We start from the raw sequence: 15,627 nt of genomic DNA, 5'->3' as shown, positions 1-15,627 counted from the left end.
GTTGCCGTTGCCGGCGAACTTCGCGGTCACGACCGACAGGGCTCCAGAATCTCGCACCTCAGACCCGATGCACGGCGCCATCGCCGCACCCCATCCCCGACCACCGTCAATCTCCTGACTGACGCGCGCCAACGCGCTCGATCCGGCTCGCAATGGGCCGGAACCGTTTCAGTTTTGGAGAACATCGTAATGAATACCCTTTCACGCCGCGGTTTCCTCGCGGCATCCGCCGCCACGCTTTCCGTCGCAGCGGTTCCCTCACTCCTGCTTCCGGTGCGCCCGGCACGTGCTGACGGCCACAAGGTCATCACCGCCGCCAAGCGCGTCATCGAGGTCAAGGGCAAGGCCGCCAACGTCTTCGGCCTCACCCAGGACGATGGCTCTTCGGGCCTCGTCATGAACGCCGGCGAGAACTTTCGCGTCAGGCTGAAGAACCTTATCGGCGAGCCGACCGTCATCCACTGGCACGGCCTCACCCCGCCCTGGCAGCAGGACGGCGTCGCCGGCATCTCGCAGGATCCGATCCCCGACGGCGGCAGCCACGACTACGACTTCCCCGTCGCCCGTCCCGGCACCTTCTGGATGCATTCGCATTTCGGGCTGCAGGAGCAACTGATGCTCGCCGCTCCGCTGATCGTTCGCGATCCGGCCGAGGCAGGCCAGGACGTGCAGGAGGTGGTGGTTCTGTTCCACGATTTCACCTTCCGCGATCCGCAGGAGATCCTCACCGAACTCAAGGCCGGCGGCCACGACATGGGCGCCATGCAGGCGCCCGCCCCGGCGGCTGGCGGGCATGAAGGCCACAACATGTCGGGCATGGCGATGGGCAGTGGTCAGATGAACCACGGCGGCATGAACATGGGTGGCATGCAGATGGGCGGCCAGGTGGGTGGCATGGCCCACCTCCAGGACGTTCAGTACGATGCCCTGCTTGCCAACGACCGCACCCTCGACGACCCCGAAGTCTTTTCCATCGAGCCGGGCGGCCGCGTTCGACTGCGCCTCATCAACGGTGCCGCCAGCACCAACATGTGGCTCGACCTCGGCAAGCTCCAGGGCAAGCTGATCGCCGTCGACGGCATGCCGGTCGAGCCGATCGACGGCTCGCGCTTCGAATTTGCCGTGGCGCAGCGCCTCGACATCATCGTCGAGGTACCGAAAGAAGCGTCAGCCTGGCCGGTCTTTGCCGTCCAGGAGGGCGGGCGCATGCGCACCGGTATCGTGCTCGCCGCCAAGGGCGCGTCCGTCGGCAAGTTGGCCGACATGGCCGACGAGGACTTCCCCGCCGTCGGCGTCGAGCTCGAGCAGAAGCTGCGGGCGGCCAAGCCGCTCAGCGAAAAGGCTGCGACGCGCGAGCACACCATGATGTTGGGCGAAGGACCGAACTACGTCTGGACGCTCGATGGCGCCATGCACGGCGCAGACACGCCATTGGCGGTGAAGAGCGGCGACCGCTTTGAGCTCACCTTCATGAACCACACCACCATGTCGCACCCCATGCATCTGCACGGACATCACTTCCAGGTCGTTGCGATCAACGGCAAGCGCTTTGCCGGCGCGCTTCGCGACTCGGTTCTGGTGCCAGCCAACATGGGAATGGTGACCATCGCCTTCGACGCCGACAATGCAGGCAAGTGGGCGCTTCATTGCCACCATCTCTACCACATGGCGGGCGGCATGATGACTTCGCTGGCCTACGACGCCTGACCTGACAATTGCGGGCCGGCGCTTCTGGCGTCGGCCTCATCACGATTTCGCCAGCCCCTTGAACTTCCAGTTACTGGAAGCTTTATATGAGGCTAAGTTCGCTCAAGGAGTGACCATGAACATTGGTACAGCATCGGAAAAGTCGGGCCTGCCGGCCAAGACCATCCGCTATTACGAAGATATCGGCCTTTTGCGCCCCGACCGGGCCGACAATGGCTATCGCGACTACTCCATGTCCGACGTGCATCGCCTGCGCTTCCTGCAGCGCTCGCGCAGCCTTGGCTTCTCGGTCGAAGAGTGCCGCCAGCTACTGTCGCTCTACGGCGACAATGCGCGCGAGAGCGCGGACGTCAAATCCATCGCCGAGACCAAGCTGGTGGAGATCGACCGCAAGCTTGCCGAGCTGACCGAACTGCGCAACACGCTGCGCCATCTCGTCCACAACTGCCACGGCGACAGCCGCCCCGACTGCCCGATCATCGACGGCCTTTCCGGCCGGACGCAGACGCAATAGCCCGCGTGATATCGCAGTGACCGGTCTTGCCGCCTATGGCGGTCTCTTCGTCGCGGCCTTCGCTGCCGCGACGCTTTTGCCGGCGCAATCAGAGGCACTGCTTGCCGGGTTGATCCTCAACGGCGGCTACTCGCTTGCCCTGCTCATCATCGTCGCCACGATCGGCAACGTATTGGGCTCATGGGTCAACTGGCTGCTCGGACGCCAGGTCGATCGCTTCAAGGATCGCCGCTGGTTTCCGGCGAGCCCCGCCGCACTGGCACGCGCCGAAGGCTGGTATCGCCGCTACGGCCGCTGGAGCCTGCTGCTGTCGTGGGTGCCTATCATTGGCGATCCGCTGACGCTCATAGCAGGAACGCTGAAGGAGCCACTTTGGAGCTTCCTGGCACTCGTCGGCTCGGCCAAGCTGGTGCGTTACCTTGGCGTAGCGGCGGCGGCGCAGGGATTTGTTTCCTAGAGAAAAACAGCAGTGCGTCCTTCGACAGGCTCAGGATGAGGACCGCGGGCGCCATCGCTGTCTCTTCGAGCTTCGCGATGAAAACGCTGGCAGCGCTGGCGCCCTCATCCTGAGCCTGTCGAAGGACGCACCACCACCCAACCTCTCTTCAGCCGCGCAACCAGGAGCAGGACCAGCACCAAGCCGAGTGCTTTGGTTTGCTTGCCGGAGGAGGTAGCGGCCGCGGCGCAGAGTTTCATGTGAATCTTACGCCCTGATCAGCACCGGGCCTCGCGCCGCAAACCCGACGCCGACAATCTGCCCCGGCACGAACGGCGCATCGACGTCTGGCGACACTGCGAAGACTTCGCCAAACTCGGTGCCGACCATGAATTCAAGGTCGCTGCCGACATAGGTCACTTTGTCGATTCGGCCAGGAATGGTCCGGGGGGCGCCTGCAGGATGGATTTCGATCCGGCTTGGCCGCACGGCGAGCTTTGCCGCCCCTGGCTTCATGCCACGCGCATCGAGCCTGGTTTCAAGGCCTCCCAGCCGTACGCGCGCGAGCCCACCATCGACCGATGCGATCTCGCAATCGAAAATGTTGGCCTCGCCGATAAAGTCGGCGACGAAGGCATCGGCCGGCGCATCGTAGAGTTCGCGCGGCGTGCCGTCTTGCGCGATGACGGCATTGTTCATGACGATGATCCGGTCGGAAACCGCAAGGGCCTCTTCCTGATCGTGCGTGACATAGACCACCGTCAGGCCAAGCTTGGTCTGGATGTCGCGGATCTCCTCGCGCACCCGCCGCCTGAGCTTGGCGTCGAGATTGGACAACGGCTCGTCGAACAACAGCACCTGCGGTTCGAGCACCAGGGCGCGCGCCACCGCGACACGCTGCTGTTGCCCACCCGACAACTCGCTGGGCAGCCGGTTGCCGTAGCCGGCAAGGCCAACCAGTTCCAACCCGGCGCGGGCGCGCTCGCCGATTTCCTTCTTGGCGAAGCCGGAGAACTTCAGACCGTACTCGACGTTCTCATTGACGCTCATATGCGGAAACAGCGCGTAGGACTGAAACACCATCGACACGTCGCGATCCGTCGCCGGCAACGTTGTAACGTCTGCGCCGCCGATCAGGATTTTTCCGCGCGTCGCCATTTCGAGCCCCGCGATCATGCGCAGCGTGGTGGTCTTGCCGCAGCCCGAGGGACCCAGCAGCGTCACGAGCTTGCCCGCCTCGACAAACAGCGAGACGTTGTTGACCGCAGCGGTCGGGCTCTTGCCATAGATCTTGGTGACCTCGCGGAACTCCACCGAAGCGGCGTTGCTCTTGATCTCGGCCATCAGCGGCTCCTTGAGGTTGTCGGCTGGTGGTTGGCGCTACCCCCACCCCTAACCCCTCCCCACAAGGGGGAGGGGGATTGGTGGCGCGTTCCCATCACATCAGGGATGCGACTGGGAGGGACGGCGGAAGGATCCCCCTCCCCCTTGTGGGGAGGGGTTAGGGGTGGGGGTAACAAGGTCGCGGATGCGGCCAGCAACAAGTCCATCAGCCGCCTCCTGAAAATGCCGGTTGGCTCACATTCGTACGCGACTGCGATAAATCATGCCCGCGCCGGCCGATATTGCGCCGCCCCACCAAAAGCTGCATCAGCCCCACGACCGCTAGCATGACGCCGATCAACACCGCCGAATAGGCGATCGCGATGCCGTATTCGTTGTTTTCGACACGCCCGACGATGTAACTCGTCGACATGTCGTAGCGGGCACTGACAAGGAAGATGATCGCGCTGATCGCGGTCATGGCGCGGACGAACGAATAGACCAGCGCCGCAACGATCGCGGGTCTCAGCAACGGCAGCACCACTTTGCGGAAGGTCTGCCAGGAATTGGCGCCGAGCGTCAGCGATGACTCGTCGAGGCTCTTGTCGATCTGCGACATCGACGCCACGCCTGCCCTCACCCCCACCGGCATGTTGCGGAAGATGAAGGCCAGAACGAGGATAATGCCGGTGCCGGTCAGTTCGATCGGCGGCACGTTGAAGGCGATGACGTAGCTGACGCCGATTACCGTGCCGGGAATCGCGAAGGACAGCATCGTCCCGAACTCGAAGGCATTCTTGCCGGCAAAATTCTGCCGCACCAGAAGATAGGCCGTCAGCAAACCGATGGCTGCCGTCAGCGGCGACGAGATCAACGCGATCATCATCGTCGTCCAGAAAGAGCTCCAAGCCGAGCCCTTCCAGTGGATGCCGAACTCGTTCCAGCCGACGGCGAATGCCTTGACGTAATGAGCGAAGGTCAGGCTGTGATCGACGCCCCAAAGCTTGACGAAGCTGCCGTAGAAGATCGTCCCGTAGATGACGATGGTGAAGATCGCCCAGAAGCCGGCGACGCAGTAGACAGCGCGCCTGAGCCCGCTCGGCAATTGCGGGTGCACGCCGGAATCGCCCTTGCCCGACAGCGTCGTGTACGACTTCTTGCCGAGCCAGAAGCGCTGCGCGTAAAAAGCGACCAGCGTGAAGGCGAGCAACACCATCGCCAGTATCGCGGCTTGCGCCTCGTCGTTCTGAGCACCGACGATGGCGAAGAAGATTTCGGTCGAAAGCACGTCGAAGTTGCCGCCCAGAACCAGCGGATTGCCGAAATCGGCCATGCTTTCGATGAAGCCGAGCAGGAAGGCGTTTGCGAGCCCAGGCCGCATCAACGGCAGCGACACCGTCCAGAATGTCTGCCAGCGATTGGCGCGCAGCGTCTGTGCCGCTTCCTCCATCGACGGGCTGACGCCTTCGACAACGCCGATCAGCACCAGAAAGGCAATCGGCGTGAACGCCAGCAATTGCGCGATGAGCAAGCCTGGCAGGCCATAGACCCAACGGGTTGGCTGGACGCCCAACATCTCGGAAACAGACTGGTTGATCGCGCCGGACAGGCCAAACAGGAGAATGATGGCGAGACCAATGACAAACGGTGGTGTGATGATCGGCAGCACCGTCAGCGCGCGCAAAAGCTTGCCATGGCGAAAGCCGGTTCGGGTCACCACCAGCGCAAAGACAAGCCCCAGCACAGTCGTCAGCACACCGACGAGCACTGCCAGGAACAGCGAATTCCAGGCAACGCCGCAGCGGCTACCGCCAGCGAGACAATCGAGCCCCCACAGGCGGGCACTGAACAGCTTGCCGAGAAATGTGCTGAACGAATAAGTGCCTTCAGCCGTGATCAGGGCATTGGCCAGCATCTGCAGGATCGGCATGAAGATGAACAGCCCAACTGCCGCGACCACGAAGGCGATTGTCGAAACCACGAATACATCGCCGCCAACCGCACCGCGGGCGGCAAGCCCAAGCGAAAACAGGAAAATAAAGGCCAAGCCTACCAACAGCGCGCCATATCCCATTCCGAACTGGCGGTCGCCGAGATCACCAAACAGGCCTTGCAGCCAGCCGAACTGCCAGCCGCGCAGGCCGATGGCAAAACCCTGGAACATCATCCAGGCGAAGCCGGCAGCACCTATGGCGATCAGCAACTTGCCAAACACAGGGTCGGATTTCTTGCGCCCCCATAGCAGCAGCGGCGCGGCCAAGGCCACGCCAAGCGGAGCGAGCCACAGCTTCTCGCCCTTGAGGTTGAGCACCAGCGCGGGCGCGAACTCGCTGTCGAGCGGATAGCCTTCTAACAGCCATGAAAAGCCGAAGAACCCGTCTTCGACACCGAACCAGGGGAGCACGGCAAAGCCAAGCCAACCGACCGCCATCCACAGGATGACGGCCGGATGAAGGCCACCGCTAAAGTCGCGGGAGCGCATCGCTTACTGCGGCAAAGTCGAGACCTCGGTGTCCCATTTCGACAACAGCCGCTTGCGCTCTTCGCTCGAGCCGTATTTCGCGAAATCGTAGTCGATCAGCTTGATGGTCGACAGGTCGGGCGTCAGCTCCGACACCGCCGCCGATTTGTTCGACGGCAGCTGGAAAGACTTCACGTCCTTGGCCTTGCCTTGCATCTCGGCCGACAGCGCCCAGTCGTAGAACTTCTTTGCCGCCTCGGGATTGCGCGCGCCCTTGATGATCGACATCGAGCCGATCTCGTAGCCGGTGCCTTCGCATGGCGCGACGGTCACGATCGGAAAGCCGGCTGCGGTCTGCGCCACCGCGTCGTGCATGAATACGATGCCGATGGTGGTTTCACCCAGTCCCGCAGCCTTGATCGGCGCCGAGCCGGACTTGGTGTACTGGTTGACGTTCTTGTGCAGGGCCTTCATGTAATCGAAGCCCTTGTCCTCGCCAAACAGCTGCACCATCGTTGCCAGCGTCGTATACGCGGTACCCGACGAGTTCGGGTTGGCGATCTGGATCTGGCCCTTGTATTCGGCCTTGGTCAGGTCTTCCCAGCATTTAGGCTCGGGCAAGCCGTTCTTGGCCAAAAGGTCCTTGTTATAGCCGAAGCCCAGAGCGCCGGAGTAGACGCCGATCGTCTTGTTGCCGGCGGCTTCCGCTTGCTTGATCGCCCAGTCGTGCAACTCGCCGCGCATCGGCGACATGTACTCTTCCGTCAGCCCTTCCTGGGCTGCCTGCAAATGCGGATCGCCGGTGCCACCCCACCAGACATCGCCCTTCGGGTTGCCAGCCTCCGCGCGTACCTGCGCATAGGTTTCGCCGGAGCTTTTGCGCGTCATGTCGACGGTGATGCCGGTCTTTTCCTCAAAGCCGGTCTTGATCTGCTGGCACCATGCCTCATCGGCGGCGCAATAAAGTGTCAGGCTTTCGGCCTGTGCTGCAGTACCGCCGGCGACAAGAACGGCAGCCAAGGCGGCCGAACGCAAATAGGCAGATTTCATGTTTTGGTTCCCTCCGATTTATTTTTCGCCGTCTAACGATCTTATGTCGTTTTGGCCTGTTGCAGAGTGAGTGCTTTTTACGCATTTTGCAATCGTGTTCATCACACTATCTTAGGTGTCATGAACCTGACCCGGCCGGGGACGCATGGTAAATACACACTTTGCACGGCTGCATCGAAAGGAGAATTTGGGCGAAAATGCCAAAGGACAAGAAGACCCTGCGCAAGGCGACCAAGGGCGAGGTCATCGCTCAGGTTGCTGCCATCCCGTTCCGTGTGAATGGAGGCGGCGAACTTGAGGTCATGCTTGTCACATCGCGTGGCACGCGCCGTTTCATCGTGCCCAAGGGTTGGCCGATGAAGGGCAAGAGCGAGCGTCAGGCAGCTCTCGTGGAGGCCCGCGAGGAAGCCGGAGTGCGTGGAAAGGCCCTGAAAAGGCCGGCAGGCAGCTATTGCTACTGGAAACGACTGTCGACTAGCTTCGTCAATGTCGTCGTCACCGCCTACCTGATCGAGGTGTCCGAGGAATTGCAGGACTGGCAGGAAGCGGGCGCACGGCAGCGAGCCTGGCTGGCGCCGTCTGATGCGGCGGTGTTGATCGACGAGCCGGAACTCGCAACCCTCATACGGAACTTGTCGGCCAGCGATATCGCGACACCCGCCGAGGTGATGGCCGAAGCAGCGCGCTAGGTGACCGCCAAGCAATTGGCCTTTGCAAGATCGCAGTCGCAGGATTGCAGACGCAGCGATCCGATTGTATCAGGGATAGCGCGTTGCACATTTGTGCAATGCCAGGAATGTGGTTCGCCGCGTGGCCAAACTGGAGCTGTGCAATGTCCGAATTGAGGCCGGGCAGGTCATTCGTCAGCGCACAGCAGGTCGCTGAGCTGGCCGGCGTTTCGCGTTCGGCGGTATCGCGCACTTTCACCGATGGGGCGAGCGTCTCCGAGACCACACGCAAGAAGGTACTCGAGGCTGCCGAGCAGCTCGGCTACCACGTCAACCACCTCGCCCGCAGCCTGATCCACGAAAACAGCGGCATCGTTTGCCTCATCGGCGCCGACATCAATACGCCCTATCATTCGCGCCTGCTCGATGCGATCACCAGGCGCCTGCAGGCGATCAACCGCGTCGCCATGGTCATCAACACTTCGGGTGACAGCGACAGTGTCGAGGCGGCCCTGCGTCAGACGCTGAACTACCGCGCAAATGCCACCGTCGTCCTTTCAGGCACGCCGCCTGCGTCCCTCATCAATACCTGCATCAACAGCGGCCAGCACGTCATCCTGATCAACCGCGACGATCATCTCGACGGCCCCGAGAGCATCACCGTCGACAACGGTGTCGCTGCCCGCGAGGCGTTCCACATGCTGCACCGCGCAGGCTGCCGCCGCATCGCGGTCGTCTCCTCGCAAGCGGGCACGCCAAGCCTTGTTGCCCGCGAGCGCGGCTTCCAGCTCGCAGCGAATGAGGCCGGCCTCGATGTCTCCGTTACCCGCGCCGGCCCGACTGGCTATGGCGCCGGCTTCGAAGCCGGGCGCCTGCTGCTCAGCGGCTCGGAACGGCCCGAGGCCGCCTTCTGCGTCACCGATCTCCTGGCCTGCGGTTTCATGGACGCCGCGCGTGTCGAGTTCGGCATGAACGTTCCGGAAGATCTCTGCGTCGTCGGCTTCGACGACATCGAGCAGGCGAGCTGGGCGTCATATCAGCTGACCACGTTCCGCCAGCCAATTGCCCAGATCGCCGAACACATCACCACCCTGCTGGAACGCGAAGATCCGGCCAGTGTCAGTGGCGGCCGCGCGTGCTTTCACGCCGCCCCGGTCTGGCGCCGCACCGTACGGCCCAAGTGATCGTTGCGCTCGACCTCGCCCGTAGCAAGGTTGACGGAAAAATTGACAGAAGGCTGACTCTCGAGCCAGTCCATCAACATGCGCATGAAGGCAGCCAGCCGGCCTTGCAGGCTGCCATCCGGCCATGAACCGGCGGCATATCGCTGCGCAGTCTGGCGATAGGCGGAGATGCGCGCGGGGTCGATGAAGTCGAGCGCGATCTCCCGGCCCTTGCGCAACCGGTACCAGTCGACGACCATCTCGAAGAACTGCAGCGCTGCCATCGCGCCTACGCCATTGCGCCCGCGCCCGACGATGGCGCCCGCTTCCTCGACGGTGAGCGGTTGGGACAATCCGGCAAACGCATCCAGGTCGCCAAGTGTGAGCTGCGGCACCAGACAGGCCAGATCCTGTGGCCACTCCTTGGGCAGATAGCGATGACGCACCATTTCGGCGAGATGCCGGCTGAGAAAGTCGGCGTGGTTTTGCGCTTCCGTGACCGCTGCTGAAAGCCCCTCTCTTGCCGCTTCGATACGGTAATACGGAAAGGCCGCGTCGTATCCAGGTACATCGACGATGGTCACAGTCTCGACATCGAGGCGCTCGCGGCCAACGTCCACGATCTTGTAGGCTGGTGGAAAGCCGACCATCGATGGCACTGCGATGTTGATGAGGAAATTGTCGCCGTCGCGGAAGACGGCCGTGTCGTTGATGTGCAGGTGGCCGCTGAAATGCACCTTGATGCCGGTCGCCGCAGCGGCCTGCGACACTTCGGGCCGCGGCGTGCGGCGCAGGAAGCTGGTGTCGTTGAGCAGCTTGGCTTCGTCGGCCGAGGTGCCGTTGAGTGGATCGATGATCGGATAATGTGAAAAGGCGACCAGCCGCTTGCCCGACGCCTTGGCCCTCGCCGCCACGTCCTTCATCCACTTAAGGACGAACGGCTTGTTGCTCAGCATCGAGTTCCAGCCGGCGTCCGTGCTGTCGAGGTAGCTCTTTTCCAATGCCGGATCGAGATCGCCATTGCGTGGCTCGAACACGTTGGCGTCGATCGACAATAGCCACAGCCCTTCGACCGGCTCGACCAGGAAGGATGCGTCGATGATGCGTCTCTTGGTCAGGCCGTCAGCCGAGGCGATCTCGAACGTACGCGCTTCAAGCGCGTCATCGGCACCGAATGGGCATTCCCAATGCAAATCGCTTTCGCCGCGGAAGAAACCATAGGAGCCCATGGCGGGTATGGCGGTGCCATAGCCGCCACAATACATCTCGGCACTGACGATACGGTCGACAGAGCCTTCTTGCCCCACCCCCGCATCGCTGGTGACAAGCGTATGCGACCCGTCGGCGTTGAGAAAGCGCTTGCTCTGGTGGCGGCCATGGATCGCATAGAGATCGTGATTGCCAGGTGTTGCCACAAAGCGCAGGCCGAAACGCCTGCTGTAGTCGGCGAAGAGCGCGGTCGCCGCGGCCATTGTCGAGGCCTGCCCGTCGTCGGTCAGGTCGCCGGCAACAACCACCAGCGAAATCCCCTTGCGTACGATGTCGTCGAGCAGCGCTCGGGTCGCATGATAGCTCTCGTTGAACACCCGCGTCGACGCAGCCGTATCGGCAAGCGTGCGAATTGCGGCCCCTTCGCCCGACCACCCGCCCTGGCGGTGGGTGATGTCGTGGAAATGCGGGTCGGCGATGACGGCAATCTTCATGTCAGTCTCGTAGCTGGACGGCCACGGCCGTCAGTCCTTGAAAGCCAAGGCCGGCGCAGGCAACCCCTTGTCGATCATGGCAATCCACTGCGCCGCCTTGCGAGCGGCCTCGACCAGCATCGGCTTTGGCGCTTCATGCCATTCATCGCGGCGCAGCTCGCGCTGGGTACGCACATGGTCGAGGGCAGCGTCCAGCGTCGGGAATTTTTCGGGCATCTCGACATGCAGGAACAGCGCCACCAGCGACACTGAACGGCTGCGGCCCCCACGGCAATTGACCAGCACATTGCCTTTCTCGCGCCGCCTGTAGGTGGCCTTCTCCGGCAGCACCTGGCTGAGCGCACCGCGCAGCAGATAGAAGCCCGACAGCATCATGGTCTCGGGATTGCCGTGACCGTCGATCAGCCCGAGCTTGTAGTAGCGCACCGCGCCGACACCGTAGATCGCGTCAGCCGCCTCGCCCTCGCCGAACGGCTCGGTCGCATAGTTGAAGTCAAGATTGACCGCGCAGTTGACCACCGTGGTAATATTCTTCTCGCGCAGCAAATCGAGGTCGCCCGCGCCGTCCATGCCGCCGACATATATGTCGACACCGTAGCCGGCGATGTCGCGTTCGATCAGGCTGAGCGCCGGGCGCTCATATCGCGGGCTGTTGGTGTCCATTTGGGCGGCCTTGATGTTTGGTGTCTGGAAAATTCACTGGCCGGCTTCGAGCGCGATGCCGGTCGCCTCGCTCATGCCGAGCGCCACGCCTGGTGCCGCGGCAAGCACCGCCCCGCCCTTGGTCAGCCCGCCAAGCGAAAGGAAGGGAGCGACAACGCCACCGGCTTCCTTGACCATCAGCAGGCCCGCGAGGCAATCCCAGGCATGCATGTGCAACTCGGCATAGGCATCCGAGCGGCCATCGGCGACATAGGCAAGCCCCAGCGCGCCCGACGCACCGCGCCGTACATTGGCGCCGCGCTCGAGGATATTAGACAGCACTTCGAGATAGCGCTTGTTGGTCTTGCGGTTCGACCATCCGAACTCGACGCAAGCCGCATCGAAATCGCTTGTCCTCGCAACCGACAACGGCTTGCCGTTGCGTGTTCCACCGTGTCCGCGGCGGGCGAAATACAGCTCTTCCAGCACCGGGTTGTAGATCGCCCCGATCTCGGTCTCGCCATTGCTGACGAAGGCGATCGAAATGCAGAAATGCGGGATATCGCGGGCGAAATTGGCCGTGCCGTCGATCGGGTCGACGACCCAGATGTCCGACTTGATCGCCCCGCCGCCCTCCTCGCCGAGGAAGCCGTCTTCGGGGAATTCTTCGGCGATGCGTGCCTTGAGATGCCGTTCCACCGCGGCATCCGTCTCGGTCAGGAAATCCTGCGGCCCCTTCATGCCGAAACCGGCCACCCGGTTGATGAAGCCGTCGAGCGCCACCGCGCCCGCCGAGCGGGCGATGTCGCGGCAAAAGTCAGCGCGCCGGTCGAGCCCGGTTTCCGCAGCTTGTGTGGCCGTTGCGTGAACTGTCATTTCAATGCCACCCGTGGGTCGTTGCTGGCGTCAATTTGCACAGGAGTGCAATATCGTCAACGCCATATATTGGATATTGTTTTTGACCAAGCGCAGATGCCAACGGCTCACCTTCGCCACATGAATGCACACGCGTGCCACAAGATTCCAGGGCGCTGTGAACGGTCATGCGGCATCCCTCGGACGCTTGGCCCGCGCAGCATCGCGGCTATCAGAAATGCCGCGGGCCACGCGCATCAACGTCGGATAGTCGGCACCCTCACCCAGCGCGACATATCCAGGACATATGAAGTCAGGGGTATCGGCATCCACCTTGCCAAGGGTCAGGGGATGGTAGCTGCCCCCGGCCTGCTTGAGGATGAGCACCGCCGCCGCCACGTCCCAGGGGTTAGAGCCGAATCCGGCCGAGGCATCGACCCAGCCGGCCGCGACATGACAGAGGCTAAGCGCCCCGCTGCCAGGCCGCCGCAATGTCGAAAAGGTCTCGACCAGCTGGCCGAAATTCCCGAGCGCCTGCTCGCGCCCGTCCAACCTGAAGTCGCGCTCCACCGGATAGCCCGTGATCAGCGTCGCATGCCGCTCGTCTGGAATGGCGCGCGAGCGCAACGGCTCCCCATTGAGCCACGCGCCGGTCAGGTCGGCCGAAAACATCATGTCGGCGACCGGGTCGTAGACGGCGCCGGCGACGATCTCGTTGTCGACCGCCGCCCCAATCGACACGCACCAGAAGGCAAAGCCGCGCGCGAAGTTAGAAGTGCCGTCGATCGGATCGACATACCATTTCACCCGGCCCTCGCCGCTGGCCCCGTCTTCCTCGCCGAGTACGGTTGAATCGGGCACCGCGCGCAGAATGAAGTCACGGATCGCCAGTTCCGATTCCTTGTCGTGCCTGGTCACGACGTCGTGCAGATCGACTTTGTAGTCGACAGCCATGTTAGACCTGAAAGCCTCCAGCAGCGGCTCGCGCATCAGCTGTGACGCTTGCTCGGCTACCGCTCGGAGGCGCTTTGATTCTTCGATGCCCGTCATGCTGCGATCCCGCGCGTTGCCTGTCTGAAAAGACCCAGCAGTCCGACAGGATCGGCAACGATGGCGTCGGGCTTGAGCTTCAATTCGTAAGGCAGATCGTAGGTGCCCTTGTCTTCCATCAGGATGTTGCCGCCGATGCCGGCACGTTTGCCGCACAGCACGTCGCGGTCGAAATTGTCGCCGACATACCAGGCCTCGGACGGATCGACACCGAGCGCTCGCGTTGCGAGATGTATCATCTCGGGATTTGGTTTGCGGACCTTCACCTCGTCGCTGTGGATCGCCACCGCAAACCGGTCGGTCAGCCCGTGCGCATCGAGGAAGTCGAGATGCACCCGGCCACAAAGCGCGTTGGAGACGATGCCGACCGGCACGCTTGCCGCATCCGCCGCATCGAGTAGGTCGAGCATGCCGTTGCGCAAAACGCGGGTGCTCTTCCAGTTGCCCATCTTGCGGCACAGGTCGAAGGCCGAAGCGACCACGACGTCGTTAGCCGGCTTCACCCAGTCACCGGCAACGAAATCGCCCCAGAACTCTTCATGCCGCAGTTCGCGCGGAGCGAAGGGGCGTGACATCGCGTCCTTCCAATGCGAGTCGGCGATGCCCGCAGCCTTGATGTCATCTGCGATCTGCTCGACCGAAAGTTCCGGCGCTGCCACGCCGGCCGCGTCGAGCAGGCCGCGTACATGGCCGGCCAGACGCGCCTGCCAGCCAGGCAGATGCTTCGTCGACACAATGACACCGCCAAAATCGAGCAACAGCGCTTTGGGAGCCGCGAGTTTCCTCGCCAAGGTTCCGGTCATCCAAACAATCTCCAATTCGAACCGGTGAAAAAAGCGGGCGGAGCCGAAGGAGAAGGGCTCCGCCCCAGTCCACCGGAAAGCTATTTCTTGTAGGCGACGCGCCAGAGGTCCTGCCAATCCTGGCGAGCGTCCCAGTCCTCGAGCGCCGTCGAGGCGTCGTATTGCTGCAGCTTGTCGAGCACCTTGCCGATGCCCGATGGCTCGTCGGCGGGCAGGCCTATATCGGGGTTGGTCGGCAGCTTGCCGTCCTTCACCTGGGGCGCAATGCCCTCGTCGGTCAGGATGTAGTGGATGAACAGCTTGGCCGCGTTCGGGCTCTTGGTGCCGGTGGCAATCAGCCCGAGCTTCACATAGGTCCAGCCCGGCCATGGCTCGAGCCCCTCGCACAGGCCGAGCTTGAAGCCCTTGTCGGCATTGTCGCGGAACTTGGCCGAGCTCATCAATCCGAAGAACGGCTCTTTCTGTCCGGGAGCGCCGACTGCTTCCGAGATCGCATCGTCGGCGTCGGCAAGCAGCGGCGAGTTGCCGGCAAAACTCTTCACCCAGGCGGCCGTGGCGCTGTCTTCGCCAACGTCGATGTCCTTGCCGAAATGCGCCTTGTATGCAGCCTTCATCTTGTCGTCGTCATGGGTCGCTGTCTGGTTGAACCAGTCCGGGTACGTGCCCTTCGACAACGGGTCGTAGAAGGCGACCTTGCCCTTCCATTTCGCGTCGGTCAGCTCCCAGATGTTCTTCACCGGGCATGCGTCATAAGCCTCGGTGTTGTAGGCCCAGACGGCCGCATTGGTGGTGATCGCCAGCGGGTTCTGGAACTTGGCCGGGATCTTGTCGGCCATATCAGGCGGCAGATAGCTCTCGACGAACTTCTGCGGCAAAAGCTGCGCCAACCCGGCCGGCGCGTCGGTGATCAGCACCACGTCGCCCTTGACGTTCTTGGCCTGTCCTTCGCGTACGATCATCTCGAGCTGCGCGCTTGCCGACACCTTGATCCCGGTCGCCTTCACCCCGTACTTGGCAGTGAAGTTCTCGGCCATCTCGACGATCTTGCCGGTGCTGTCGTAGATATTGATCGGCGCTTCCTTCTTCGCCGCCTCGACCAGCGCATTGAGGTCGAAGGTCTCGGCCCGCGCCGGAGAGATAGCGAACATCGCTGCCGCAAGCACGCCAGCCAGCGCGGTCGAGGCCAACGCCCTGTTTGTCTTGCTGCTCATGTCAAATGCCGGTTTCATGGTTTCCTCCCGTTTAAATCCGG

Annotated in this window: 14 protein-coding genes; 5 read left to right on the top strand and 9 right to left on the bottom strand. The window is 62.7% G+C overall.

Annotated elements, in window-relative coordinates; genetic code table 11:
- Positions 1 to 189: 189 nt before the first annotated feature.
- The 3 genes from C8K44_RS21150 to C8K44_RS21140 all read left to right on the top strand — a co-directional run bounded on the left by C8K44_RS21150 (position 190) and on the right by C8K44_RS21140 (position 2,678).
- Positions 190 to 1,707 (top strand): multicopper oxidase family protein, encoded by a 1,518-nt coding sequence (locus C8K44_RS21150; protein ID WP_109577750.1) that lies wholly within the window; start codon positions 190 to 192, stop codon positions 1,705 to 1,707.
- Between the two features lie 115 nt (positions 1,708 to 1,822).
- Positions 1,823 to 2,221: a Cu(I)-responsive transcriptional regulator gene (gene cueR, locus C8K44_RS21145; protein WP_109577749.1), complete on the top strand. Its 399-nt coding sequence runs from the start codon at positions 1,823 to 1,825 to the stop codon at positions 2,219 to 2,221.
- 16 nt (positions 2,222 to 2,237) lie between these two features.
- Positions 2,238 to 2,678: a YqaA family protein gene (locus C8K44_RS21140; RefSeq protein WP_109577748.1), complete on the top strand. Its 441-nt coding sequence runs from the start codon at positions 2,238 to 2,240 to the stop codon at positions 2,676 to 2,678.
- 246 nt (positions 2,679 to 2,924) lie between these two features.
- Here the strand turns inward: C8K44_RS21140 and C8K44_RS21135 are convergent, their stop codons facing one another.
- The 3 genes from C8K44_RS21135 to C8K44_RS21125 form a co-directional block, all read right to left on the bottom strand.
- Positions 2,925 to 4,001, bottom strand: coding sequence for an ABC transporter ATP-binding protein (locus C8K44_RS21135; protein ID WP_109577747.1), 1,077 nt, complete (start codon positions 3,999 to 4,001; stop codon positions 2,925 to 2,927).
- A 205-nt stretch (positions 4,002 to 4,206) separates the two neighbouring features.
- Positions 4,207 to 6,462, bottom strand: coding sequence for an iron ABC transporter permease (locus C8K44_RS21130; protein WP_109577746.1), 2,256 nt, complete (start codon positions 6,460 to 6,462; stop codon positions 4,207 to 4,209).
- A 3-nt stretch (positions 6,463 to 6,465) separates the two neighbouring features.
- Entirely contained in the window at positions 6,466 to 7,491 is a 1,026-nt protein-coding gene (locus C8K44_RS21125) for an ABC transporter substrate-binding protein (RefSeq protein WP_109577745.1), read from the bottom strand.
- Positions 7,492 to 7,688: 197 nt separating this feature from the next.
- Here C8K44_RS21125 and C8K44_RS21120 point away from each other — a divergent pair, with 197 nt between their 5' ends.
- Complete coding sequence (locus C8K44_RS21120) at positions 7,689 to 8,180, top strand: NUDIX hydrolase (RefSeq protein ID WP_109577744.1); 492 nt, start codon at positions 7,689 to 7,691, stop codon at positions 8,178 to 8,180.
- 143 nt (positions 8,181 to 8,323) lie between these two features.
- The gene (locus C8K44_RS21115) at positions 8,324 to 9,343 is read left to right on the top strand and encodes a substrate-binding domain-containing protein (protein WP_109577743.1); all 1,020 of its coding nucleotides are present in this window, start codon (positions 8,324 to 8,326) and stop codon (positions 9,341 to 9,343) included.
- On the opposite strand, the gene C8K44_RS21110 is transcribed toward C8K44_RS21115, so the two are convergent.
- The 6 genes from C8K44_RS21110 to C8K44_RS21085 all read right to left on the bottom strand — a co-directional run bounded on the left by C8K44_RS21110 (position 9,301) and on the right by C8K44_RS21085 (position 15,604).
- Positions 9,301 to 11,025: a metallophosphoesterase gene (locus C8K44_RS21110; RefSeq protein ID WP_109577742.1), complete on the bottom strand. Its 1,725-nt coding sequence runs from the start codon at positions 11,023 to 11,025 to the stop codon at positions 9,301 to 9,303. The genes C8K44_RS21115 and C8K44_RS21110 overlap by 43 nt on opposite strands.
- A 30-nt stretch (positions 11,026 to 11,055) precedes the next feature.
- Entirely contained in the window at positions 11,056 to 11,688 is a 633-nt protein-coding gene (locus C8K44_RS21105; RefSeq protein WP_109577741.1) for a dual specificity protein phosphatase, read from the bottom strand.
- A gap of 33 nt (positions 11,689 to 11,721) precedes the next feature.
- Positions 11,722 to 12,543, bottom strand: coding sequence for an inositol monophosphatase family protein (locus C8K44_RS21100; protein ID WP_109577740.1), 822 nt, complete (start codon positions 12,541 to 12,543; stop codon positions 11,722 to 11,724).
- Positions 12,544 to 12,708: 165 nt separating this feature from the next.
- Positions 12,709 to 13,572 (bottom strand): inositol monophosphatase family protein, encoded by an 864-nt coding sequence (locus C8K44_RS21095; RefSeq protein WP_109577739.1) that lies wholly within the window; start codon positions 13,570 to 13,572, stop codon positions 12,709 to 12,711.
- Positions 13,569 to 14,375: an HAD-IA family hydrolase gene (locus tag C8K44_RS21090; RefSeq protein ID WP_109577738.1), complete on the bottom strand. Its 807-nt coding sequence runs from the start codon at positions 14,373 to 14,375 to the stop codon at positions 13,569 to 13,571. Before C8K44_RS21090 ends, C8K44_RS21095 begins: the two co-directional genes overlap by 4 nt.
- An 80-nt stretch (positions 14,376 to 14,455) precedes the next feature.
- A complete protein-coding gene (locus tag C8K44_RS21085) occupies positions 14,456 to 15,604 on the bottom strand; it encodes an ABC transporter substrate-binding protein (protein ID WP_109577737.1) in 1,149 nt (382 codons plus the stop codon).
- Between the last annotated feature and the right edge of the window lie 23 nt (positions 15,605 to 15,627).

This window comes from Aminobacter sp. AP02, assembly GCF_003148805.1.
GTDB lineage: Bacteria > Pseudomonadota > Alphaproteobacteria > Rhizobiales > Rhizobiaceae > Aminobacter.
Note: the sequence above shows the minus strand (reverse complement) of the source record. Positions and strands in the feature narration are given on the sequence as shown.

Bases quoted from the DNA above. Each gene is read 5' to 3' on its own strand.
- C8K44_RS21150 (WP_109577750.1), top strand. From the start codon at position 190: ATGAATACCCTTTCACGCCGCGGTTTCCTCGCGGCATCCGCCGCCACG.
- cueR (WP_109577749.1), top strand. From the start codon at position 1,823: ATGAACATTGGTACAGCATCGGAAAAGTCGGGCCTGCCGGCCAAGACC.
- C8K44_RS21135 (WP_109577747.1), bottom strand. From the start codon at position 4,001: ATGGCCGAGATCAAGAGCAACGCCGCTTCGGTGGAGTTCCGCGAGGTC.
- C8K44_RS21130 (WP_109577746.1), bottom strand. From the start codon at position 6,462: ATGCGCTCCCGCGACTTTAGCGGTGGCCTTCATCCGGCCGTCATCCTG.
- C8K44_RS21125 (WP_109577745.1), bottom strand. From the start codon at position 7,491: ATGAAATCTGCCTATTTGCGTTCGGCCGCCTTGGCTGCCGTTCTTGTC.
- C8K44_RS21120 (WP_109577744.1), top strand. From the start codon at position 7,689: ATGCCAAAGGACAAGAAGACCCTGCGCAAGGCGACCAAGGGCGAGGTC.
- C8K44_RS21115 (WP_109577743.1), top strand. From the start codon at position 8,324: ATGTCCGAATTGAGGCCGGGCAGGTCATTCGTCAGCGCACAGCAGGTC.
- C8K44_RS21110 (WP_109577742.1), bottom strand. From the start codon at position 11,025: ATGAAGATTGCCGTCATCGCCGACCCGCATTTCCACGACATCACCCAC.
- C8K44_RS21105 (WP_109577741.1), bottom strand. From the start codon at position 11,688: ATGGACACCAACAGCCCGCGATATGAGCGCCCGGCGCTCAGCCTGATC.
- C8K44_RS21100 (WP_109577740.1), bottom strand. From the start codon at position 12,543: ATGACAGTTCACGCAACGGCCACACAAGCTGCGGAAACCGGGCTCGAC.
- C8K44_RS21095 (WP_109577739.1), bottom strand. From the start codon at position 13,572: ATGACGGGCATCGAAGAATCAAAGCGCCTCCGAGCGGTAGCCGAGCAA.
- C8K44_RS21090 (WP_109577738.1), bottom strand. From the start codon at position 14,375: ATGACCGGAACCTTGGCGAGGAAACTCGCGGCTCCCAAAGCGCTGTTG.
- C8K44_RS21085 (WP_109577737.1), bottom strand. From the start codon at position 15,604: ATGAAACCGGCATTTGACATGAGCAGCAAGACAAACAGGGCGTTGGCC.